The sequence below is a fragment of the Amycolatopsis sp. NPDC049688 genome, assembly GCF_040674975.1.
In the GTDB taxonomy this organism is placed as follows: Bacteria; Actinomycetota; Actinomycetes; order Mycobacteriales; family Pseudonocardiaceae; genus Amycolatopsis.
Genome location: NZ_JBFANY010000006.1, coordinates 337,069 through 358,672 on the forward strand (window position 1 = coordinate 337,069; position 21,604 = coordinate 358,672).

Below are 21,604 nucleotides of genomic sequence, written 5' to 3' on the forward strand. Positions count from 1 at the left end.
TCAAGTCTTCTAGTCGTGGTGAACGGGGCCGCGAGGACGCAGGCCGTACATGCCGCCGTCGACCGCGAGCGCGGTGCCGGTGGTCGAAGCGGACAGGGGGCTCGCCAGGTAGGCGATCGCGTTCGCGACCTCGGCCGCGGTCACCAGCCGGCCCATCGGCTGGCGGGCCGCGAGGGCCGCGCGTTCGGCCGCCGGGTCGTCGGCGGCGTCGAGCAGCCGGCCCACCCACGGGGTGTCCGCCGTGCCCGGGCACACGCAGTTGACGCGGATGCGGTCGGGCAGGTGGTCGGTCGCCATGGCCAGGGTCAGCGAGAGCACCGCGCCCTTGCTGGCCGAATACAGCGCGCGGTTGGGCAAGCCGGCCCAGGCCGCGATGGAGCAGGTGTTGACGATCGCCGCGGACGGCGAGTTCTTGAGGTGCGGCAGCGCCGCGCGGGCGAGCCGGACCATGCCGACGACGTTGACGTCGAACACGCGGTGCCACTCGTCGTCGCCGTTGGCCGTGACGTCGCCTTGCGCGCCGATCCCGGCGTTGTTGACCAGGATGTCGAGCCGCCCGAAGCGGTCCACGACGGCGTCGATCGCTTCGCGGACTTCCTGATCGGAGCCGACGTCGCAGCGGAAGCCGTCGTCGTCCGGCTTCAGGTCCAGCACCGCCACCTGCGCACCGCGCTCGGTGAGCAGGTCCGCCACCGCCTTGCCGATGCCCGAGGCGCCTCCGGTGACGGCGGCCACCAGGCCCTCGAATTCACTCACTTGCGGTCTCCGTCCACTCGGGACCGTCCGGGAACCGGAACCGGCGCAGCGTGGCGTCGTGCATGCGCGCGGAGAACCCGGGTGCGGTCGGGGCGAGGTACCGGCCGCGCTCGACGACGGCCGGGTCGGTGAAGTGCTCGTGCAGGTGGTCGACCCACTCGATGGACCGGTCGGTGTCGGTGCCGGACACCGCGACGAAGTCGAACATCGACAGGTGCCGCACGAGCTCGCAGAGCCCCACGCCACCGGCGTGCGGGCACACCGGGACGCCGAACTTGGCGGCCAGCAGCAGGATGGCCAGGTTCTCGTTGAACCCGCCGACGCGGGCGGCGTCCAGCTGCAGCACCGAAATCGCGTCCGCCTGCAGCAGCTGCTTGAAGATCACGCGGTTCTGGACGTGCTCGCCGGTCGCGACCCGGATCGGCGCAAGCGCTTTCGCGATCGCCGCGTGCCCGAGGACGTCGTCCGGGGACGTCGGCTCCTCGATCCAGTACGGGTCGTACGGCGCCAGCGCGGTCATCCAGGCGACCGCCGCGGACACGTCCCAGCGCTGGTTGGCGTCGACGGCGATCCGGACGTCCTGGCCGACGGTCTCGCGCGCCAGTTTCATCCGGCGGACGTCGTCCTCGAGGTTGCCGCCGACCTTCAGCTTGATCATCTCGAAGCCGTCGGCCACCGCCTGCTCGGCGAGCCGCACGAGCTTGGCGTCGGCGTACCCGAGCCAGCCGGGCGACGTGCTGTAGGCGCGGTAGCCCCTGGCCTCCAGCTGCTTCGTGCGTTCGGCGCGGCCGGGTTCCGCACGGCGGAGGATGTCGAGGGCCTCGGCTTCGGTGAGCGCGTCGGTGAGGTACCGGAAGTCGACGAGCGACACGAGTTCCTCGGGCGTCATCCGGGCCGCGAACTGCCAGACCGGCAGGTTCGCGCAGCGGGCGGCGAGGTCCCACGCGGCGTTGACCACCGCGCCGACCGCCATGTGCGCGACCCCCTTTTCCGGGCCCAGCCAGCGGAACTGCGAGTCGCCGACGAGCGTGCGCGACAGCTCGCCGAGCGCCGCCGCGTCCTCGGGGATCTCCCGGCCCACGACGTGCGGGGCGAGCGCGCGGATCGCGGCGGCCTGGACGTCGTTGCCGCGGCCGATGGTGAAGGCCAGGCCGTAGCCGTCCGGGCCGCCGTCGGCGTGCAGCACGACGTAGGCGGCGGAGTAGTCCGGGTCGGGGTTCATCGCGTCCGAGCCGTCGAGCTCCTTCGACGTCGGGAAGCGGACGTCGAGGACCTCCATGCCGATGATCTTCGCCATGGTCAGGCCTGCCTGGCGGTCTGGCGCTGCCGGCCGAGCCCGTCGATCTCGAGCTCGATGACGTCGCCGTCGCGCAGGTAGGGCTTCGGGTCGGGGTGCCCGAGCGCGACGCCCTCCGGGGTGCCGGTGTTGATCAGGTCGCCGGGCCGCAGCACCATCACCTGGGACAGGTGGTGGACGATCTCGGCGACGGTGAAGATCATGTCCTTGGTGGACGAGTCCTGCTTCTTCTCGCCGTTGATCCACAGCCGCAGGCCGAGGTCCTGGGGGTCGGGCACCTCGCTCGCCGGGACCAGTGCCGGGCCGAGCGGGTTGAAGTTCTCGCAGGACTTGCCCTTGTCCCACTGGCCGGTGCGGAACTGCAGGTCGCGCTCGGAGACGTCGTTCGAGACGACGTACCCGGCGACGTACTCCAGGGCTTCGTCGACGCTGTCGAGGTAGCGGGCGGTCTTGCCGATGACGACGCCGAGTTCCACTTCCCAGTCGGTGGCGTTCGACCCGCGCGGGATGAGGACGTCGTCGGCCGGGCCGACCACGACGTCCGGTGCCTTCAGGAACACGACCGGCTCGGCAGGCGGGGTCGCGCCGGTTTCCTCGGCGTGGCGGCGGTAGTTCATGCCGATGCAGACGACCTTGCCGGGCCGGGCGACCGGCGAGCCGACGCGCAGGCCGGTTTCCGCGGCTTCCGGCAGCTCCCCGGCGGCGAGCGCGGCGGCCGTGCGCGCGATGCCGTCTGCGGCGAGGAAGCCGCCGTCGATGTCGGCGGTCAGCCCGCCCAGCTCGTAGGTCGTGCCGTCGTCGGCACGCACGAACGGACGCTCACTTCCCGGCTCCCCGAGGCGCACAAGCTGCACGGATATTCCCTTCACCCACCTGACCAGACATCCGATGTATATCGCAGTCGTGACCGGCGATCTAGAGCCTTCGCCGAATCGGTTGCAAAATTGGTCGGATCAGTATCGGTTCACGGGGCCGACGACCACGGGGTGTCACCGATCACAGCCGGAATAGCACCGGCGGCCCCGCCGCTGCCCATCAGGGAGCGAAAGGACGTGCATGACCACCACGGCGGAACGTACCGCGCCGACGAGGCGGGCGCAGCTGAAGTTCGTCCTCGTCCTCGGCGGCCTGACGGCGTTCGGGCCGCTGTCGATCGACATGTACCTGCCCGCGCTGCCGCGGATGGCGGCCGACCTGCACGCCGCGGACAGCACGGTCCAGCTGACGCTGAGCGCGTTCATCGTGGGGCTGGCGCTGGGCCAGCTGGTGCTCGGGCCGCTGTCGGACGCGCTCGGCCGCCGCCGGCCGCTGCTGGCCGGGCTCGCGCTGTACGTCGTGGGTTCGGTGCTGTGCGCGGTGAGCCCGGACGCGTGGCTGCTGGTCGCCGCCCGGTTCGTGCAGTCCCTCGGCGCGGCGGCGGGGATCGTGATCGCGCGCGCCACCGTCCGCGACCTGTTCTCCGGCACCGCGATGACGAAGTTCTTCTCGACGTTGATGCTGGTCAGCGGCCTGGCCCCGATCCTGGCCCCGCTCATCGGCGGCCAGCTGCTCACCTGGACGTCGTGGCGCGGGGTGTTCGTGGTTTTGACCGCGTTCGGCGCGCTGCTGCTGGCGGTGGTCGTGTTCTTCCTGCCGGAGCCATCTTCGGCGCGGTCTCCGCTGCGGCTCAGCCAGGTGATGCGCACCTACGGGCGGCTGGCGCTGGACCGGTCGTTCGCCGGGTACGCGCTGGCATCGGGGCTGCTGTTCGCGTCGATGTTCGCCTACATCTCGGGCTCGTCGTTCGCCCTGCAGGGCGTGTACGGGTTGAGTCCGCAGGCGTACAGCCTGGTGTTCGGGGCGAACGGCGTCGGGATCGTGCTGGCGGGGCAGCTCAACGGCCGGCTGGTCGGCCGGGTCCGGGAGCGGGTGCTGCTGCTTTCCGGGCTGCTGCTCGGGGTGGCCGGCGGAACTTTCGTGCTGGCTTCGGTGCTCTTGCGGGCTTCGCTGGCGCTGCTGCTGGTGTCGCTGTTCCTGCTGGTGTCGAGCATCGGCCTGGTGATGCCGAACGCGAGTTCGCTGGCGCTGGCTTCACACGCCCGCTCGGCCGGGGCGGCTTCGGCGTTGCTGGGGGTGCTGCAGTTCGTGGTGGGCGCGGCGGCGACGCCGCTGGTCGGCCTCGGCGGGCCGGGGACGGCGGTGCCGATGGCCGCGACCATGGCGGGGTTCGCCGTCCTGGCGCTGGCCGCCTACCTGACGCTGGCCCGCCCGGTCGTGAGTGGGAAACAGGGTTAGAACACTGTTTCCCACTCACGAGGGCGGTGCAAGGAGGCGTTCCAGCTCTTCGGCGGCCGGTTCGTGGCCGGCGTCGGCGATCCGCTGCAGTTCGAGGAGGTCCTTCGCGGCGACCGCGCGGCGGGTGAGCAGTTCCCCGGCGCGGTCGCAGCCTTCGTCCAGCAGCTCGCACAGCTCCTCGACGTCGCCACGGGCGTCGGCGAGGTCGGCCAGGCGGTCCAGTGCCGTTTCGTTGCCCTCGTCGGCCAGTGCGCGCAGGGTCTCGTGGTCGGTCATGGGCCCAGGATGCAACGTTGACCCTGGGGCAAGGTCAAGTGCGAGGATGGCCGGGTGCTCACCATCGGACAGCTCGCCGGGTACGTCGGGGTGACGATCCGGACGATCCGCGTCTACCACGCGAAGGGCCTGCTCCCCGAGCCGGACCGCGACAGTTCCGGGTACCGCCGGTACCGCGCCGCCGACGCGGTCGAGCTGATCAAGATCCGCACGCTCGCCGAGGCCGGCGTCCCGCTGGCCCGCATCCGCGAGTTGCGTTCGGGCGACGGGCTCCCGTCGGCGCTGCGGCAGATCGACGCCGACCTCACCGCCCGGATCGACGGCCTGCAGGCCACCCGGTCACGGCTGCGGCGGCTGGCCGCGGGCGATCTCTCGCCCCTGCCGGACGAGGTGGTGGCGTACCTCGGCCGGCTGCCGGGCCTCGGGTTCAGCGAGCGATGGGTGACGCTGCAGAGCGACCTGTGGACGCTGGTGTTCGCGACCCACCCCGAGACGGCCCGCGCGAACTTCCGCGACCAGTCGGCGATGCTGGCCGATCCGGAGTTGCTGGCTCTGGTCGTCGAGTACGACCGGGTGCACGACGTCGAACCGCACGATCCGCGGATCGACGCCCTGGCCGCGAAGCTCGCCGCGGCCGCCCGCGCCCGCTACGGCCCGGGATTGCCTGCGTATGAACAAGGTTCGGCGATCCCAGAGTTGGTGCAGGGCGCAGTCAACGCGTCTTCCCCGGCCTGGCGACGGCTCGACACCCTGCTCCGCGACCGCCTCAGGTGAGCGACGCCAGATCCGCCGTCTTCAGCTGCTCCGCCGTCACCTTCGCGTGGCCGTCCACCAAGGCTCCCAACGCGTCGCCGTCGTCCCACATGTTCACGTTCATCGCCGCCGCCACTTCGCCGTCGCGCAGCCAGAACGCCGTGAACTCGCGGGCAGCCAGGTCGCCGCGGACCACCAGTTCGTCCGTGGCCGGGTCCGCCAGGCCGCGGTACTCGCAACCCAGGTCGTACTGGTCGGTGAAGAAGTACGGCGAGGCCAGGAACGGCTCGTTCCCGCCCAGCAGGTTCTGCGCCACGTGCGCGCCCTGGTCCTTCGCGTTCGCCCAGTGCTCGACCCGGATCCGGCGCCCGAACCGCGGGTGGAAGTGGGCCGCGATGTCGCCCACCGCGTACACGTCCGGGGCCGCCGTGCGCAGGCCCGCGTCCACGGCCACGCCGCCGTCGTCGGCGAGCTCCAGGCCCGCCGCGTGGGCCAGTTCCACCCTCGGCACCGCGCCGACCGCGATCAGGACCACGTCCGCCGTCAGTTCCTCGCCGCCGCTCAAGCGGACGCCGCGGACGCCGGCCGGGTCGCCCGTGATCTCCGCGACCTGCTCGCCCAGGCGGTAGTGCACGCCGTTCGAGACGTGCAGGTCGCGGAACACGCCGCCGACCGTCTCGCCGACCACGTTCGCCAGCGGCACCGGCACCGGGTCGACGACCGTCACCTCCGCGTTGTGCGTGCGGGCCGCCGCGGCCGCTTCGGAGCCGATCCAGCCCGCGCCCACGATCACCACCCGCTCGGCCGCGGCGAACGCCGACCGCAGCTCGAGCGCGTCGTCGAGGGTGCGCAGCGTGTACAGCCCGGGCAGGTCGCCGCCCGGGACGGGCAGCTGACGCGGCCGGGAGCCCGTCGCCAGGACCAGCCGGTCGTAGCCGTGTTCGCCGCCCGCGTCGTCGAGCACCAGGCGGGTGCCGAGTTCGATCCGGGTGGCCGTGACGCCGGCGGAGAAATGGATGTCCTTCTCGGCGTAGAACTTCTCTTCGTGCACCCAGTCGGGTTCGTCGGCGTTGCCCAGCAGTACGCCCTTGGACAGGGCCGGCAGCTCGTACGGGCGGCGCGGATCCGACCCCAGCAACAGGATTTCGCCGTCGTAACCGCGTTCGCGCACCGCGGCCGCCGCGGACGCCCCGCCGAGGCCCGCACCGACGATGACGATCCTGCGCGGTTCCGACATCCCTACCTCCCACCAGACGGCTGCTGGACCGGACGCTACCGCGGAACCGGCCGCGACACGACCCGTGGATTACGCCGGGAATCCGGAAAACGCAAGACAAAACCCGCGAGTAGGCAGATCGGGTGAACCCGCGTCATAGGGCCGCCGGGGTGCGCTCCCACCCTCGCACGGAGCACGACCACGACGAGGAAGCGAGGGCGGCGGCCATGAGTCGGGGCGAGTGGTCGATCGGCTGCCGGGATCTGGCCGGCAGGCGCAGGGACGTGACGGTGTTCGTCAGCAACGACAAGGTGGTGCTGGTCGCGCCGCCGGGCGAAGCGGCGGTGCTCGGGCCGCTGGACGTCGGACGGCTGCGGGCCGCCCTGCGGGACGCCGTCGTGGCGACGGCCGACGAAGAAGAAAGCTGACAACTACCGTTCCTACTTTTCAGTAGGTTAGAGTCGGTCCCACGAGAAGGGACCGGCCATGACGACCTACTTCGTGACGGGCGCGACGGGCTTCATCGGGAAACGCCTGGTCGCACGGCTGCTGAAGCGGCCGAATACGTCCGCGGTGTACGCGCTCGTGCGGGAGACATCCCGGGAGCGCCTGGCCACCCTCGCGCGGGAGTGGCCGAACGCGGACCGGCTGCACCCGGTACCCGGCGACCTCGCCGAACCCCGGCTCGGCATCGACCCCGCCGGGCTCCCCCACCTCGACCACGTCGTCCACCTGGGCGCGATCTACGACCTGACCGCAGACGAGGAAGCCAACCGGCGTGCCAACGTCGAAGGCACCCGGCACCTGCTCGCCTTCGCCGCCGAAGCGCGGGCGGGGCTGGTGCACCACGTGTCGTCGATCGCCGTCGCCGGCGACCACGCCGGGCGGTTCACCGAGGCCGACTTCGACCTCGGCCAGCGCTTCGCCTCGCCGTACCACGCGACGAAGTTCCAGGCCGAGAAGCTCGTCCGCGAACAGCCACTGCCCTACCGCGTCTACCGGCCGTCGGCCGTCGTGGGCGACTCACGCACCGGCGAGATGGACAAGATCGACGGGCCGTACTACTTCCTCCCGGCCATCTCGCGGCTGGCGGCGCTGCCCCGGCGCCTCCCGCTGGCCGCGCCGGGCCTGGGCGCGACGAACCTGGTGCCGGTCGACTACGTCGTCGACGCGATGGAGTTCCTGATGCACCGGGACGCGCCGCCGGGGACGACGTACCACCTCGCCGCCGCGCGCCCGCAGCCGCTGAACTCCGTCTACAACGCCTTCGCGCGCGCCGCGGGCGGGCCGGTGATCCGGGCCGTACTGCCGGAGAAGCCGTCCGGCGCCGTCAGGCGGGCGGGCAGCCGCCTGGCGCACGCGGCCGCGGCCGGGATCGACCGCGTGCCCGGCGGCCGGGGCGCCCGCGCAGCCGTCCTCGAGGAGCTGGGCGTGCCACTGGCCGTGCTGCCGCACCTGACCATGGACGTCGTCTTCGACACCGCGCGCACCCGGACGGCGCTGCTCGGCAGCGGCGTCGAACTGCCCGAGCTGCGCGACTACGCGGGCCCGCTGTACCGGTACTGGCAGGCCCACCTCGACCCCGACCGCGCGCGCCGCGGGCACGGCCTGGCCGGGCGCACGGTGCTGATCACCGGCGCGTCGTCCGGGATCGGCCGGGCGTCGGCGCTGGCCGTGGCGGCCAAGGGCGCGAAGGTGATCCTGGTGGCGCGCCGCGCTGCCGAGCTCGAAGAGGTGCGGGAGGAGATCCTCGCCGCCGGCGGCACCGCGGCGGCGTACCCGTGCGACCTCACCGACGGCGACGCCGTCGACGCGCTGGTCAAGGAGGTGCTCGGCGACCACGGCGCGGTCGACGTGCTGGTGAACAACGCCGGCCGGTCGATCCGGCGCTCGGTTTCGCTGTCCACCCAGCGGTTCCACGACTTCGAACGCACGATGGCGATCAACTACTTCGGCCCGGTGCGGCTGATCCTCGGGTTCCTGCCGTCGATGGCCGCGCGCCGGTTCGGGCACGTCGTCAACGTCACGACCCAGGGCCTGCAGACCGACACCCCGCGCTTCTCGGCATACCTGGCCTCGAAGGCGGCGCTGGAGGAGTTCGGGCTGACGGCCGGGCGCGAGACCCTCTCGGACGGCGTCACCTTCACGTCGGTGCGGATGCCGCTGGTGCGGACGCCGATGATCGCGCCGACCGGCTACCGCGGCATCCCGTCCAGCAGCCCGGAACGCGCGGCGGCACTGGTGGTGAAGGCGTGCGAAGAGCGGCCGGAGATCCTCAGCCTCCCCGAAGGCCGCGCGGCCGAGCTGGCGACGCTCGCCGCGCCGCGGCTGGCGCGGTTCGCCGCGCACCTGGCCTACCGGGCGATGCCGGAGTCCGCGCCCGAGGCGCGTGGCCTGCCCCGCCGGTCCGCGCCGGCGTCGGTGGCGGCGGCGGTGACCCGCCTGATCTGGCGCCGTCGTGCCTGATTTCCGCGAATTCCGCCGAAACGGTGGCACGCGCGCGACGGTACTTCTACCCTCGCGCGAGTCCCGCCCATCCGGGCGGGCTTCGACTGGGGAGTACGGAATGCCGGTAAACAGCACTGGGGAACGACCCGCCGAGAGCGACCAGACGGCCGCGATCGGCACCGCGCGGCGCACCCTCGGGTGATCGCCGGTCCGTGAAGGCCACGTCCGGGGAGTCCCCGGGCGCGGCCTTCACGGACATCCGGCGGGCGGGGCCGGCCGGACCGGCCGCTACCATCGCTTCCCGGGTGCGGTCGGGAGCGGAAGGCGGGCGGGGCGTGGACGTGGCGAGTCCTGCGCAGACCGCCGCGCCGCCGTCGCCCCCGGAGACCACCCGGCCGCTGCTGCGCTGGAGCGTGCACGCCGGCTGGGTGCTGCTGCTCGCGCTGGCCACCGAATTCCGCGTCGGCCGCTTCGGCTTCCACCCCTCCGACCAGGGCTTCATCCTCGCCCAGGCGTGGCGCGTGCTGCACGGCGAAGTCCCGCACGCCGACATCATCTCCGCCCGCCCGCTCGGGTCCGCGGTGCTGCACGTCGCCGACTACGCCCTGCCGATGCCGCTGTTCTTCGGGTCGAGCTTCCTGTCCATGATCGAGATCATCGTGGCGACGATCGCGTTCGCCGCGCTGGTCACCCGGCGCCGGGTGCTCGGCTGGGGCCCGGGGATGACGGCGATGGTCGCGGCCGCGTCGCTGATCAACCTCAACGCCTTCCCGCTGATGGCCTGGCACACCGTGGACGGCATCGCGCTCACCGCGTGCGGCGCGTGGGCGCTCGACGCGGGCCTGAACAGCGGCCGCGCTCTCGCCCGCCGCGGCGGGCTGGTGCTGCTCGGCTGCGCGGTGTTCGTCAAGCAGAGCTTCGCGCTGGCCGCGGTGATCGGCGTGCTGTGGCTGGTGCTGCACCCGGCCACCCGCACGGGCACGCGCCGCGTGGTCCGGCTGGTCTTCGACCTCCTCGCGCTCGGCGCGCCCGGGCTGGCGTACGTGGCCTGGGTGAGCCTCGGCGGTGGCTTCACGGAGATGGTCCAGCAGCTCACCGGCGGCGTGCCCGCGTACGGCGAGCGGCTGCTCGGGCTGTGGCTCGACGACCCGGAGGTGCTGACCAGGGCACCCGTGCGGGAGCTGAGCTTCTTCGCCGCGATCGCCGTCGTGCTGCTGGCCGTCCGGCTGCCGGGCGACCGGCTCGGCGCGGCCGGGCGGGTGGCGTCCTGGGTGCTGGTGCTCGCCGGGGCCGCCGCGGTGGTCTGGACCGTCGTCGACGGCCGGTTCACCGGGTCCTCGCGCTGGGCCGACGTCCTGTGGTGGATCGTCGCGGTCAGCGTGCCGGTGAACGCGGCCGTCCGCCGGAAGGTGCCCTGGGCGGGGCTGCTCGTGCTCGCCACCGGGTTCATGACCAGCCTGTCCTGGGGCAACGACACCCCGACGCTGCTCACCGGCACCCTGGCCCTGACGTCGTTGCTGCTGCTGAGCCACGTCGTGCCGCCGCGGCCCCGGCTCGCCCGGCGCTGGGTGACCGCGACCGCCGGGCTGACCGCGGTGGCGGTGTGCGGCTGGGTCGTCGTCGCGCGGCACGACCAGGCCGCCTACCTCGATCTCGGGCACGACCGGCTGACCGAGGACCTCGGCGCCGTCAGCCCGGCCATGGCCGGCATCCGCACGAACCCCTCGACGTTCCGGTACGTGCAGCAGATCCGCGACTGCGTGGACCGCTTCCCGGCCCGGCGGACGGCGATCCTGCCGGACAACGCGTTCGCCTACCCGGCCTTCGGCCTGCGCAACCCGTTCCCGCTGGAGTGGCCGCTGCCGCTGGAGATCGTCGGCGACGCGCCCCAGCGGATGCTGGCGGCGAGCGACGAGCTCAACCGCGAAGGCGGCTACCTCGTGCTGTTCCAGACGGTGCCCAGCCGCCTGCTGGCCACGGGCGGCCCGGTGCCGGGCCAGGTGCCGGCCGACACGCCGGTGTTCACCTACCTCGGCCTGGAGACGGCGATCCAGGCCCGGCTCACGGGCCGCGTCGTGACCTGCGGCAGCTTCGTGGGCAAGTACGCGCCCTGACTCAGGACGCCTGCTCGCGGCCCTGCATCAGGTCGAACAGCTCCCGCGGGACCTCGCCGTCGCCGAACAGGCTCTCCAGGAGGACGGCTTCGTCGACCGGGTTCGCGCTGCGGGTGAACATGGCTTCCTCGTACTCGGTGAGCGCGGCCTCGACGTCGCCGGGGTGCGCGGCGAGCGCTTGGCCGAGTTCGGCGCCGTCGAGCATGGCCAGGTTCGCGCCTTCGCCGTTCGGCGCGGTGAGGTGGGCGGCGTCGCCGACGAGGGTCACGCCCGGCACGCGGTCCCAGCGCAGGCCGATCGGGAGCGTGTGGTGCGGCCGCAGGACCGGTGCGGTGTCGGCGTCGGTGATCAGCGCGGTGAGCTCCGGGGCCCAGCCGTCGAACTCCGCCGCGATCCGCGCCGCGGCCGCGGCGGGGTCGGTGAAGTCGACAGCGGCGAACCAGTCGAGCGGGCGGGCGAGCACCACGTAGGCGTGCAGGGTGTCGCCGCTTTCGCGGTGCGCGTTGATCGCCTCGCCCGGCGTTCCCCCGTTGGCGACCATCGAGCCGCCGCCGACCGCTCTCGCCGTGGCGGGGTGGCGGGTGTCGGCGTCGTGGAGGTAGGTCTCGACGAACGCTTCGCCGACGTACTCGGGCACGGCGTTCGTGAGCAGCGGCCGGACCTTCGACCAGGCCCCGTCGGCGCCGACCAGCAGGTCCGTGACGACGGTGGTTCCGTCGGCGAAGGTGACCTCGTGGCGCCCGTCGTCCAGCGTGCGTGCCCCGGTCGCCTTGTGTCCCCAGTGGACGGTTCCGGCCGGGAGCGCGTCGAGCAGCAGCTGCCGCAGATCGGCCCGCAGCACCTCCGGGCGGCCACCGGTGCCGTCGTCGGTCTTCTCGAACAGGAGGGTGCCGTTGCGGTCGAGGATCCGCATCGCCTGGCGGCCCTCCAGGACCAGGCCGCGGAACTCGTCCACCAGCCCGGCCGCCTCGACGGCGAGCTGTCCGTTGTAGTCGTGGATGTCGAGCATCCCGCCCTGCATCCGCGCCGCCGGGGACGACTCGGCTTCGTGGACCTCGGCCGGGATGCCGTGGACGTGCAGGACGCGGGCGAGGGTCAGGCCGCCGAGGCCGGCGCCGATGATCGTGACGTGCATGGTGCTCCTTCGGATTTCGGTGCGACACCCGAAGACTGGCGACGGCGGCTGACGCGGACCGCACACGCAGCTGGCACGCCCCTGGCAGGTGCTGTCAGTCGGTCACCAGGTCGTCCGGGCTTCCGCTCGCCAGCCCGGCCAGGACGTCGAGCGCCGAAGCGAGGGTCTCCACCGGCGGGGCCGACACGGCGAGGCGCACCGCGTTCGGCGCGTGGCCCGGCAGCACCGCGAAGGCCGCCGCCGGGGACAGCGCGATCCCGCGGCGCGCCGCGGCCGCGACGAACAGCTCCGCCCGCCACCGCTGCGGCAGCTCCCACCAGCGGTGGTAGGACGCCGGGTCGCCGCGCAGGCCCGGCAGTTTCTCCGCGACCACCGACGCCCGCGCGGCGGCGTCCCGGCGCTTGGCCGCCTCGACCTCGGCGAGGGTGCCCGTCACGATCCACCGCGTCGCCGCTTCGACGGCGAAGCGGGACGCCGCCCAGCCGCCCGACCGCACCGACGACGCGAGCCGGGCGGTCCACGGCGGCGGCGGCACGAGGAAGCCCGCGGTCAAGCCGGGGGCCACCCGCTTGGACAGGCTGTCGACGAAGACCGTCCGCTCCGGCGCGAAGGCGGCGAACGGCGGGACGTCGTCGCGCAGGAACGTGTAGATGCCGTCTTCGATCACCGGCAGGTCGAGGCGGGCGACGACGGCGGCCAGCTCTTCCCGGCGCCGCACGGGCATCGTCGTGCCGAGCGGGTTGTGCAGGGTCGGCTGGACGTAGAGCGCGCGCACCGGGCCGGCCGCGGCCAGGGCCGCCGGGACGAGCCCGTCCTCGTCGGTGTCGATCGGCACCAGCTCCACGCCGAGCCGCGCGGCGAGCGCTTTCACCACCGGGTAGGTCAGGGACTCCACCGCGAGCCGCTCCCCCACCGGCACGAACGCCGCGATCGCCGCGGCGAGGGCCTGCCTGCCGTTGCCGGTGAACAGCACCGTCGCCGGGTCCGGGCGCCAGTCGCCGCGGGTGAGCAGGGCGGCGGCCGCCTCGCGGGCCGTCCGGGTGCCCGTGGCGCCGATCGGGTGCAGGGCCGCGGTCAGGACGTCCTCGCGCAGCAACGGTTCCAGTGCTTTCGCCAGCAGGGCCGACTGGTCGGGCAGGACGGCGAAGTTGAGCTCGAGGTCGACGCGGGCACCGCCGGGTTCGGCGAGCGCGGGTTCGGGCGCCGGCTTCGCCGCGCGGACGAACGTGCCGCGGCCGACCTCGCCGACGGCCAGCCCGCGCCGGACGAGCTCGCCGTAGACGCGGGCGGCGGTCGAGCCGGCGATCCCGCGCTGCCGCGCGAACCGGCGCTGGGGCGGCAGCCGGTCGCCGGGGCGCAGCCGGCCGGCCTCGATGTCGGCGGCGATGGCGTCCGCGACGACGCGGTAGTCGTCCATGTGTGCCTTCACTTCCGCCGGGAACGCTCTCGGCGAAGATGATCCCATCAGGGCTAGATTGACGCTGGAGGTGCCATGACCGACCCACTCTGGACCGATGTCGACGACTACCTCACCGGGGCGCTGCTCGCCCCCGACCCGGTGCTCGACACGGCGTCGGCCGACGCCGACGCCGCCGGGCTGCCGCACATCGCCGTCGCCCCCAACCAGGGCAAGCTGCTGCACCTGCTGGCCAGGATGGCCGGGGCGCGCACGATCCTGGAGATCGGCACGCTCGGCGGGTACAGCACGATCTGGCTCGCCCGCGCGCTGCCGGCCGGCGGCAAGCTCGTGACCTGCGAGTACGAGCCGAAGCACGCTGAAGTCGCGAAGGCCAACCTGGCGCGGGCCGGGTTCGGCGAGGACGTCGTCGACATCCGGGTCGGCGCCGCGCTCGACACGCTGCCGACGCTGTCCGGGCCGTTCGACTTCGTGTTCATCGACGCCGACAAGGTCAACCTCGCGAACTACCTGCGGGCCACGCTGGAGCTCTCGCGGCCGGGGACCACGATCGTCGTCGACAACGTCGTCCGGCAGGGCCGGGTGGCCGACCCGGGCGACACCGACCCGAACGTCCGCGGCGCGCGGGAGCTGTTCGACCTGCTGGCCGCCGAGGACCGGGTCGACGCGACCGCGGTCCAGACCGTCGGTGGCAAGGGCCACGACGGGTTCGTGCTGGCCCTGGTGCGGTGAGTCAGCGCGGCGGCCGCGCGGCCGCCGCGGTGAACGCGCGCCAGACGTCGGCCGGGACGACGTCGCCGGTCAGCTTCCGGCCGGCCGCGTCCTTGAGGCGGCGCTCGTCGTCGGAGCCGATCCAGACCGCCGTCACCAGCTGCGGGGTGTAGCCGACAGCCCAGGCGTCCTGGTAGTCCGGGCTGTTGCCGTGCTCGGCCTCGCCGGTGTGCAGGGCCGCCGAGCCGGCGCGGGTGCGCAGGGTCGCGGTGACCTCGCCCGCGATGCGGCGGCTTGCGTCGTCGTCGCCGAACGCCGGGCTCGAAGTCTCCGGGTGCTCCCAGACGACGGCGCCGTTTTCGTCGCGCACCTTCGCCACCAGGTGCGGGGTGGCGCGCCGGCCGTCGGCGGCGAAGGTCCCGTAGGCGCCGGCGACGTCGAGCGGCCGCAGCGGGTACCGGCCGATCGCGATGCCCGGGCCGATGAGGAAGCCGTCCTTCTCGCGCAGGGTCGGGGCACCGTCCACGGCGTCCGGGATGCCGGCCTGCCGGGCGGCTTCGCTCACCGCCTCCGGCCCGACCTTCTTCGCCAGCGCGACGAGGGTGCCGTCGGCGTGCGTTTCCACCGCCCTTCGCGGGGTGCACTTCTTGCCGCAAACCTCCGGGTACTGAAAGGTCTCGCCGAGGAAGTCGACCTTCGAGAACGCCGGGATCGGCTGGTCCGGGCCGAAGCCGTGCAGCAGCGCCGCGGTGAACGTGAACGGGTGGAACGCCGAGCCGAGCGCGTGCGGGGTGCTCGCGTAGTCGCGGACGCCCTGGTCGCCGCCCTGGTAGGCGCGCACGGCCCCGGTTTTCGGGTCGAGGGCGACGACGGCGCCCCGGAACTCCTTCGGTTCGCCGGAGAGCCTGTCCCGCAGCGCCTTCCTCGCGGCGTCCTGCATGCCGCGGTCCAGCGTCGTCTCGACCGTCATGTTCCCCTGCTGGAGCCGGCCGAGCGGGAAACCGTCCTGCTCCAGCTCGGCCAGAACCTGCTGCTTGACGTGGAACTCGTCGTAGGTGAGGCGGCCCGCGCGGGTCTCCGACGGCGGCTGGACCTCGGCGCCGGGGTAGGCCATCGGTTCGCCGCTCTTGACGTACCCGCGGCTCACGAGCTTGTCGCGCACGTACTCCCAGCGCCGGGAGGCGTGGAGGTCGCCGGAGGCGGCCGGGTCGTGCACCGACGGCGACTGGATCATCCCGGCGAGGAAGGCGGCCTCGCTCCAGGTGATGGAGTCGTCGAGTTTCTTGCCGAAGTAGGCGTTCATCGCCGCGGCGGGCCCGAACGTGCCGCGGCCGAAGGAGATGATGTTGACGTAGCTCTCGAAGATCTGTTCCTTGCTCTGTTCCTGGGTGATCTTCGTGGCCAGCACCAGCTCGGCGAACTTGCGCCCGAGGGTGGCGTCTTCGTCGCCGGTGGACTTCTTGATGTACTGCTGGGTGATCCCGGACCCGCCGCCGACGCCGGTGAAGAACGCGCGGACGATCCCGGTCGGGTCGAAGCCCTGGTTGTCCCAGAAGGTGGGGTCTTCGGTCGCGATGATCGCGTCACGCAGCTTCGCGGGCACCTGGGCGTAGGGCACGAACAGCCGGTCGCCGTCGGCGGGCACCACCTTGAGCAGCTCGGACCCGTCCGAGTAGTGCAGGACGACGGTCTTGCCGAGCCCGGCCAGGACCTCCTGGGGGCTGCGGACGTCGAGCACGAGGTAGGAGACCCAGAAGGCGATCAGCGGGCCGCCGACGAGGAGGCCGAGCGTCCAGCCGGCGATCCGCCGGGCACGGCGCCACTTCCGGGGTTTCGCGTCTGCATCCTCCGTCGCCAAGGTCACGAAAGGATGACGACCGGACGGGTGAGGAGGTTCGGTGAGGAAGCAACGGAAGTTGTCAGGATCCTGTCAGGGTTGGCGGCGAGATCGATTCTGTCGAAAAGCTCAGGACAGGAAGGCGCGCAGCAGCGACGCGGTGCCCTCGATGTGCTCGGCCATCGCCTGCCGCGCAGCGGGGGCGTCCCCCGCGAGGATGGCGTCGACGATGGCTTCGTGCTGGGCGTTGGAGTGCTCGAGGTTGGGCGGGAGCAGCGGGATCCGGTCGAGCAGTTGGTTGACGCGGGTGCGGGCGTCGGCCATCGCCGTGGTCAGCGAGCCGGACGCGGTCACCTCGGCGATGGCCAGGTGCAGCCGGGAGTCCTTGCGGCGGTAGTCGTCGACGCCGGCACCCGCGGCCTCGGCGAGCGTGCCGGTCAGGTGCTGCCGGTCGGCGGGGCTCAGCGACCGGGCGGCGGCCATCTCCGCGGCGCCGGTTTCGAGGACGTACCGCAGGGTCAGCGCGTCTTCCAGGGCGGCGGCGTCGACCTTGCCGTCGGGTTCGGGCGGGCCGGGCAGGCTTTCGTTCACGAACGTGCCGCCGTACCGCCCCCGCCGTGACTCGACGTAACCGGCGTCGGAGAGCGCCCGGATGGCCTCGCGCAGCGTGACGCGGCTGACGCCGAGCCGTTCGGCGAGCTCCCGTTCGGAGGGCAGCCGGTCCCCCGCGCCGACGACGCCCAGCCGGATGGCCTGCAGCAGCCGCTCGACGGTTTCCTCGAAGGCGTTGCCGGCGCGGACCGGCCGGAACAGCGCTTCGCCGGCATTCACCACCGAGGTCGACTCCATCCCGCGAGTCTAGGCCGCGGCGCGGGTTCACCCCGCGACCGGACACCGCGACGGTCAGTGGTCACCAGGGTACTTTCCGCATCTTCGGAGTGGCCAGCGGCCGGCCCGGTCGTCACACTGTGTTCGCAGTCCGGAAAACCGGTGGAACGTGACGGGCACGGTCGGCAACGATGGAGTCACCGACACCGAACATCGACGCAGGGGGCGATCCGGTGCACTTTCTGATGGCCGAGGACCTGGTCCACGAACGAGAAGGCGAGCTACGCCACGGCGTACGCAGGCGCCCACCCGGGCGGGCGACGCCGAGACGCCGGACGGGGACGAGGAGACAGCAGCTCGGGTGGACGCTGGTCGAGGTGGGCCTGCGGCTGGCGACGGAACCGGAGGACCGGGAGAGCTGAGACGCCGCCGATCGGCTTCCCGCCCGCCGGCCGCCGCAATCGCCGCCGCCGGTCGACCCACGCCGCGCCGGCCGGCGGCGACCGGTCAGCACTCGATGACGTTCACCGCCAGGCCGCCGCGGGCTGTCTCCTTGTACTTCACGCTCATGTCCGCGCCCGTCTCGCGCATCGTCTTGATCGCCTTGTCCAGGGTCACCACGTGGCTTCCGTCGCCGCGCATCGCCATCCGTGCCGCGTGGATGGCCTTCGAGGCTCCCACCGCGTTGCGCTCGATGCACGGGATCTGGACCAGCCCGCCCACCGGGTCGCACGTCAGGCCGAGGTGGTGCTCCACGCCGATCTCCGCCGCGTTCTCCACCTGGGCCGGGGTTCCGCCGAGCACCTCCGTCAACCCGGCCGCAGCCATCGCCGAGGCCGAGCCCACTTCGCCTTGGCAGCCGACCTCCGCGCCCGAGATCGAGCCCGTCTGCTTGAGGATCGAGCCGATCGCGCCCGCCGTGAGCAGGAACGTCACGATTCCGTCGTCCGACGAATGCCGGATGAAGCGCTGGTAGTAGTGCAGCACCGCCGGGATGATCCCGGCCGCGCCGTTGGTCGGGGCCGTCACCACCCGGCCGCCCGCCGCGTTCTCCTCGTTGACCGCCAGGGCGTACAAGCTCACCCAGTCCATCGCGTACAGCGGGTCGTCCGCGCCGTCCTCGGCCAGCAGCTTCTCGTGCAACGCCCGTGCGCGCCGCGGGACCTTCAGGCCGCCCGGCAGCACGCCCTCGTGGGTGCAGCCGTTGCGGACGCACTCCGCCATGACCGCCCAGATGTCCAGCAGCCCCGAACGCACCTCGTCGCGGGAACGCCACGACAGTTCGTTCGCCAGCATGATCTCGCTGATGGGCAACCCCGTCGCAGCGCAGTGCGCCAGGAGGTCGGCGCCGGTGCGGAACGGGTACGGCACCGGGGTCGAGTCCTCGACGAACACCGTGTCCGTTTCGTACGACTCGTCGCGGACGAAGCCGCCGCCGACCGAGTAGTACGTGCGTTCGCGCAGCAGCGCGCCCGATGCGTCGAACGCGCGGAACACCATGCCGTTCGGGTGCGCGGGCAACGACTTGCGCCGGTGCATGGTGAGGTCGTTGTCCTCGTCGAACGCGATCTCGTGCGTGCCGGCCAAAAGCAGCCGGCCCGATTCGCGGATCGACGAAATCCGGCCCGGCACGGTGTCGGTGTCGATCTCTTCGGGACGTTCACCGGACAGCCCGAGCAGGACGGCTTTGTCGCTGCCGTGGCCGAATCCGGTCGCGCCGAGCGAGCCGAACAGCTCCGCCTGGACGCGGGACACCGCGGCGAGGTCGGCGCCGAGTCCGTCCACAAAGGTCAGTGCCGCCCGCATCGGCCCGACGGTGTGGGAGCTCGACGGGCCGATGCCGATGGAAAACAGGTCGAAGACGCTGATCGCCATTGATCCGCCCCTTCCTATCGGGCCAGCAGCGAGCTGGCCTCTTGCGAAGCCGGGCCCTGGTCGGCGAGGTGGGCCAGGTTCTCCGGCAGCTCTTCTCCACGGTAACGCTTGGTCTGGGCGTAGAGCCGTCCCGCGCGGTAGGACGACCGCACCAACGGCCCAGCCATGACACCCGCGAAGCCCATCGCCTCCGCGGCCTTCGAGTGCTCCACGAACTCCTCCGGCTTCACCCACCGATCCACCGGGTGATGCCGCGGCGACGGACGCAGATACTGCGTGATCGTCAAAATCTCGCACCCGGCATCCACCAGATCCTGCATCGCCGGAGCCACCTCATCCGGGGTCTCACCCATCCCCAGGATCAGGTTCGACTTCGTCACCAACCCGGCCTCACGCGCCGCCGTGATGACCTCCAACGACCGCGCATACCGGAACCCGGGACGGATCCGCTTGAAAATCCGCGGCACCGTCTCCACATTGTGCGCCAACACCTCCGGCCGCGACCCGAACACCTCCGCCAACTGCCCCGCATCCGCATTGAAATCCGGAATCAACAGCTCCACACCGGTGCCCGGGTTCAAAGCATGAATCTGGCGGACCGTCTCGGCGTAAAGCCAGGCACCGCCGTCCTCAAGATCATCCCGCGCCACACCGGTCACCGTCGAATACCGCAAGCCCATGGCCTGCACCGACTCCGCAACCTTCCGCGGCTCAGACCTGTCCAAAGCCGCCGGCTTCCCGGTATCGATCTGACAGAAATCACACCGACGCGTGCACTGATCCCCACCAATCAGGAACGTCGCCTCACGGTCCTCCCAACACTCATAGATATTGGGACAACCCGCCTCTTCACACACCGTGTGCAAACCCTCACGACGAACCAGACCCTTGAGCTCCGTGAACTCCGGACCCATCCGCACCCGCGTCTTGATCCACGACGGCTTCTTCTCGATCGGCGTCTCACTGTTGCGAACTTCCAAACGCAACAGCTTCCGGCCTTCAGGCGCAGCACTCATCGGGAAAGGTCCGCGTACAGCGGGTGCTTCTTGGCCAGCGTCTCGACGCGGTCGCGCAGCTTCGAACGCACGGCGTCGTCGAAGTCCGGCTTCAGCGCCTCGGCGATGATGTCGGCGACCTCGGTGAAGTCCTCCGCCCGGAACCCGCGGGTGGCCAGCGCCGGCGTGCCGATCCGCAGGCCCGAGGTGATCATCGGCGGGCGCGGGTCGAACGGGACGGCGTTGCGGTTGACCGTGATGCCGACCTCGTGCAGCCGGTCCTCGGCCTGCTGACCGTCCAGAGTGGACTGGACCAGGTCGACGAGCACCAGGTGGACGTCGGTGCCCCCGGTCAGCACGCGGACACCAGCCGAAGCGCAGTCTTCCTGCGACAGCCGTGCGGCCAGGATGCGCGAGCCCTCCAGGGTGCGCTCCTGCCGCTCGCGGAACTCGTCGCTCGCGGCGATCTTCAGCGCGACCGCCTTGGCCGCGATGACGTGTTCGAGGGGCCCGCCCTGCTGGCCGGGGAACACCGCCGAGTTGATCTTCTTCGCCAGCTCCTCGCGGCACAGGATGAGCCCGCCGCGCGGGCCGCCGAGGGTCTTGTGCGTGGTCGTGGTGACGATGTCGGCGTGCGGCACCGGCGACGGGTGCAGCCCGGCCGCGACCAGCCCGGCGAAGTGCGCCATGTCCACCATCAACCGCGCGCCGACCTGGTCCGCGATCCGGCGGAACTCGGCGAAGTCGAGCTGACGCGGGTAGGCCGACCAGCCGGCGATGATCAGCTTCGGCTGGTGCTCGACGGCCAGCCGCTCGATCTCGGCGACGTCGACGATCCCGGTTTCCTTGTCGACGTGGTAGGCGACGACGTTGTACAGCTTGCCCGAGAAGTTGATCTTCATCCCGTGCGTCAGGTGGCCGCCGTGCGCGAGGTCGAGGCCGAGGATCGTGTCGCCCGGCTTGAGCACGGCGAACATCGCGGCCGCGTTGGCCTGCGCGCCCGAGTGCGGCTGGACGTTGGCGTGCTCGGCGCCGAAGAGCGCCTTCGCGCGGTCGATGGCGAGCTGCTCGACGACGTCGACGTGCTCGCAGCCGCCGTAGTAGCGGCGGCCGGGGTAGCCCTCGGCGTACTTGTTGGTCAGCACCGAACCCTGCGCTTCGAGCACGCCCACGGGGGCGAAGTTCTCGGAGGCGATCATTTCCAGGGTCGACTGCTGGCGGTCGAGCTCGGCCGCGACGGCCGCGGCGACCTCGGGGTCGACGTCGGCGAGGGGGGCGTCGAAAGTCGTCATCAGTTCTCCTGGGTGTGCGCGGCGTACGCGGCGGCGTCGAGCAGTTCCGGAACGTCCCCGGTCAGACGCACCTTCAGGAGCCATCCTTCGGTGTACGGGTCGGAGTTGATGACCTCGGGGGTGTCCGATGTGGTGCCGTTCACCTCGACGACTTCGCCGGAGACCGGCGCGTACAGCTCGCTGACCGACTTGGTCGACTCGACCTCGCCGAACACCTCGCCCGCGGTGATGGCCGAACCCGTGTCGGGCAGCTGGACGAACACGATGTCACCGAGCGACTCGGCGGCGAAGGCGGTGATGCCGACGGTGGCGATGCCGTCCTCGACCTTCAGCCACTCGTGTTCCTTGGTGTACTGCAGGTTCTCGGGGATGCTCACAGG

Annotated in this window: 20 protein-coding genes; 7 read left to right on the plus strand and 13 right to left on the minus strand. The window is 72.0% G+C overall.

Annotated elements, in window-relative coordinates; genetic code table 11:
- Nucleotides 1–9: 9 nt before the first annotated feature.
- The 3 genes from AB0J55_RS22755 to AB0J55_RS22765 are packed head-to-tail and all read right to left on the minus strand — an operon-like array spanning nt 10 to nt 2,907.
- Entirely contained in the window at nt 10–756 is a 747-nt protein-coding gene (locus AB0J55_RS22755; RefSeq protein ID WP_364251659.1) for an SDR family oxidoreductase, read from the minus strand.
- Nucleotides 749–2,053 (minus strand): enolase C-terminal domain-like protein, encoded by a 1,305-nt coding sequence (locus tag AB0J55_RS22760; protein ID WP_364251662.1) that lies wholly within the window; start codon nt 2,051–2,053, stop codon nt 749–751. Before AB0J55_RS22760 ends, AB0J55_RS22755 begins: the two co-directional genes overlap by 8 nt.
- 2 nt (nt 2,054–2,055) lie before the next feature.
- Nucleotides 2,056–2,907 (minus strand): fumarylacetoacetate hydrolase family protein, encoded by an 852-nt coding sequence (locus tag AB0J55_RS22765; RefSeq protein ID WP_364251664.1) that lies wholly within the window; start codon nt 2,905–2,907, stop codon nt 2,056–2,058.
- Nucleotides 2,908–3,109: 202 nt separating this feature from the next.
- Here AB0J55_RS22765 and AB0J55_RS22770 point away from each other — a divergent pair, with 202 nt between their 5' ends.
- Nucleotides 3,110–4,327 (plus strand): multidrug effflux MFS transporter, encoded by a 1,218-nt coding sequence (locus AB0J55_RS22770; protein ID WP_364251667.1) that lies wholly within the window; start codon nt 3,110–3,112, stop codon nt 4,325–4,327.
- Nucleotides 4,328–4,342: 15 nt separating this feature from the next.
- Here AB0J55_RS22770 and AB0J55_RS22775 read toward each other — a convergent pair whose 3' ends face one another.
- The gene (locus tag AB0J55_RS22775; protein ID WP_364251670.1) at nt 4,343–4,603 is read right to left on the minus strand and encodes a hypothetical protein; all 261 of its coding nucleotides are present in this window, start codon (nt 4,601–4,603) and stop codon (nt 4,343–4,345) included.
- A gap of 54 nt (nt 4,604–4,657) precedes the next feature.
- Between AB0J55_RS22775 and AB0J55_RS22780 the strand changes: the two genes are divergently transcribed.
- Nucleotides 4,658–5,377, plus strand: a complete 720-nt coding sequence (locus tag AB0J55_RS22780) for a MerR family transcriptional regulator (protein WP_364251673.1) — start codon at nt 4,658–4,660, stop codon at nt 5,375–5,377.
- Here AB0J55_RS22780 and AB0J55_RS22785 read toward each other — a convergent pair.
- Nucleotides 5,370–6,593: an FAD-dependent oxidoreductase gene (locus AB0J55_RS22785; protein WP_364251676.1), complete on the minus strand. Its 1,224-nt coding sequence runs from the start codon at nt 6,591–6,593 to the stop codon at nt 5,370–5,372. The two genes, AB0J55_RS22780 and AB0J55_RS22785, sit on opposite strands and share 8 nt — an antisense overlap.
- Before the next feature lie 206 nt (nt 6,594–6,799).
- Between AB0J55_RS22785 and AB0J55_RS22790 the strand changes: the two genes are divergently transcribed.
- From AB0J55_RS22790 to AB0J55_RS22800, 3 genes are all read left to right on the plus strand, one after another.
- Nucleotides 6,800–7,000: a hypothetical protein gene (locus AB0J55_RS22790; protein ID WP_013223722.1), complete on the plus strand. Its 201-nt coding sequence runs from the start codon at nt 6,800–6,802 to the stop codon at nt 6,998–7,000.
- A gap of 58 nt (nt 7,001–7,058) precedes the next feature.
- Nucleotides 7,059–9,038 carry an SDR family oxidoreductase gene (locus AB0J55_RS22795; protein WP_364251680.1) on the plus strand — a complete coding sequence of 660 codons (1,980 nt, stop codon included), beginning with the start codon at nt 7,059–7,061 and terminating at the stop codon, nt 9,036–9,038.
- Between the two features lie 317 nt (nt 9,039–9,355).
- Nucleotides 9,356–11,134 carry a hypothetical protein gene (locus AB0J55_RS22800; RefSeq protein ID WP_364251683.1) on the plus strand — a complete coding sequence of 593 codons (1,779 nt, stop codon included), beginning with the start codon at nt 9,356–9,358 and terminating at the stop codon, nt 11,132–11,134.
- Between the two features lies 1 nt (nt 11,135).
- Here AB0J55_RS22800 and AB0J55_RS22805 read toward each other — a convergent pair whose 3' ends face one another.
- Both AB0J55_RS22805 and AB0J55_RS22810 read right to left on the minus strand, forming a co-directional pair.
- Complete coding sequence (locus tag AB0J55_RS22805) at nt 11,136–12,269, minus strand: NAD(P)/FAD-dependent oxidoreductase (RefSeq protein ID WP_364251686.1); 1,134 nt, start codon at nt 12,267–12,269, stop codon at nt 11,136–11,138.
- A 94-nt stretch (nt 12,270–12,363) separates the two neighbouring features.
- Nucleotides 12,364–13,686, minus strand: coding sequence for a PLP-dependent aminotransferase family protein (locus AB0J55_RS22810; RefSeq protein ID WP_364251689.1), 1,323 nt, complete (start codon nt 13,684–13,686; stop codon nt 12,364–12,366).
- Between the two features lie 75 nt (nt 13,687–13,761).
- On the opposite strand from AB0J55_RS22810, the gene AB0J55_RS22815 reads away from it, so the two are divergent.
- On the plus strand, nt 13,762–14,418 hold the full coding sequence (locus tag AB0J55_RS22815; protein WP_364251692.1) for an O-methyltransferase: 657 nt from the start codon (nt 13,762–13,764) through the stop codon (nt 14,416–14,418).
- Nucleotide 14,419: 1 nt separating this feature from the next.
- Here the strand turns inward: AB0J55_RS22815 and AB0J55_RS22820 are convergent, their stop codons facing one another.
- Together AB0J55_RS22820 and AB0J55_RS22825 are read right to left on the minus strand one after the other, a co-directional pair.
- Nucleotides 14,420–16,261, minus strand: coding sequence for a transglycosylase domain-containing protein (locus AB0J55_RS22820; RefSeq protein ID WP_364251695.1), 1,842 nt, complete (start codon nt 16,259–16,261; stop codon nt 14,420–14,422).
- Between the two features lie 102 nt (nt 16,262–16,363).
- Nucleotides 16,364–17,083 (minus strand): GntR family transcriptional regulator, encoded by a 720-nt coding sequence (locus AB0J55_RS22825; protein WP_364251698.1) that lies wholly within the window; start codon nt 17,081–17,083, stop codon nt 16,364–16,366.
- 170 nt (nt 17,084–17,253) lie between these two features.
- Here AB0J55_RS22825 and AB0J55_RS22830 point away from each other — a divergent pair, with 170 nt between their 5' ends.
- Entirely contained in the window at nt 17,254–17,484 is a 231-nt protein-coding gene (locus tag AB0J55_RS22830; RefSeq protein WP_364251700.1) for a hypothetical protein, read from the plus strand.
- An 85-nt stretch (nt 17,485–17,569) separates the two neighbouring features.
- Here the strand turns inward: AB0J55_RS22830 and AB0J55_RS22835 are convergent, their stop codons facing one another.
- Genes AB0J55_RS22835 through gcvH form a run of 4 tightly spaced genes read right to left on the minus strand, consistent with a single transcriptional unit; the run spans nt 17,570 to nt 21,601 of the window.
- Entirely contained in the window at nt 17,570–18,937 is a 1,368-nt protein-coding gene (locus AB0J55_RS22835; RefSeq protein WP_364251703.1) for an L-serine ammonia-lyase, read from the minus strand.
- A gap of 14 nt (nt 18,938–18,951) precedes the next feature.
- Nucleotides 18,952–19,953: a lipoyl synthase gene (gene lipA / locus AB0J55_RS22840; RefSeq protein WP_364251706.1), complete on the minus strand. Its 1,002-nt coding sequence runs from the start codon at nt 19,951–19,953 to the stop codon at nt 18,952–18,954.
- Entirely contained in the window at nt 19,950–21,224 is a 1,275-nt protein-coding gene (gene glyA / locus AB0J55_RS22845) for a serine hydroxymethyltransferase (RefSeq protein WP_364251709.1), read from the minus strand. The genes lipA and glyA overlap by 4 nt, the downstream gene beginning before the upstream one ends.
- A complete protein-coding gene (gcvH, locus tag AB0J55_RS22850) occupies nt 21,224–21,601 on the minus strand; it encodes a glycine cleavage system protein GcvH (RefSeq protein ID WP_364251712.1) in 378 nt (125 codons plus the stop codon). The genes glyA and gcvH overlap by 1 nt, the downstream gene beginning before the upstream one ends.
- Between the last annotated feature and the right edge of the window lie 3 nt (nt 21,602–21,604).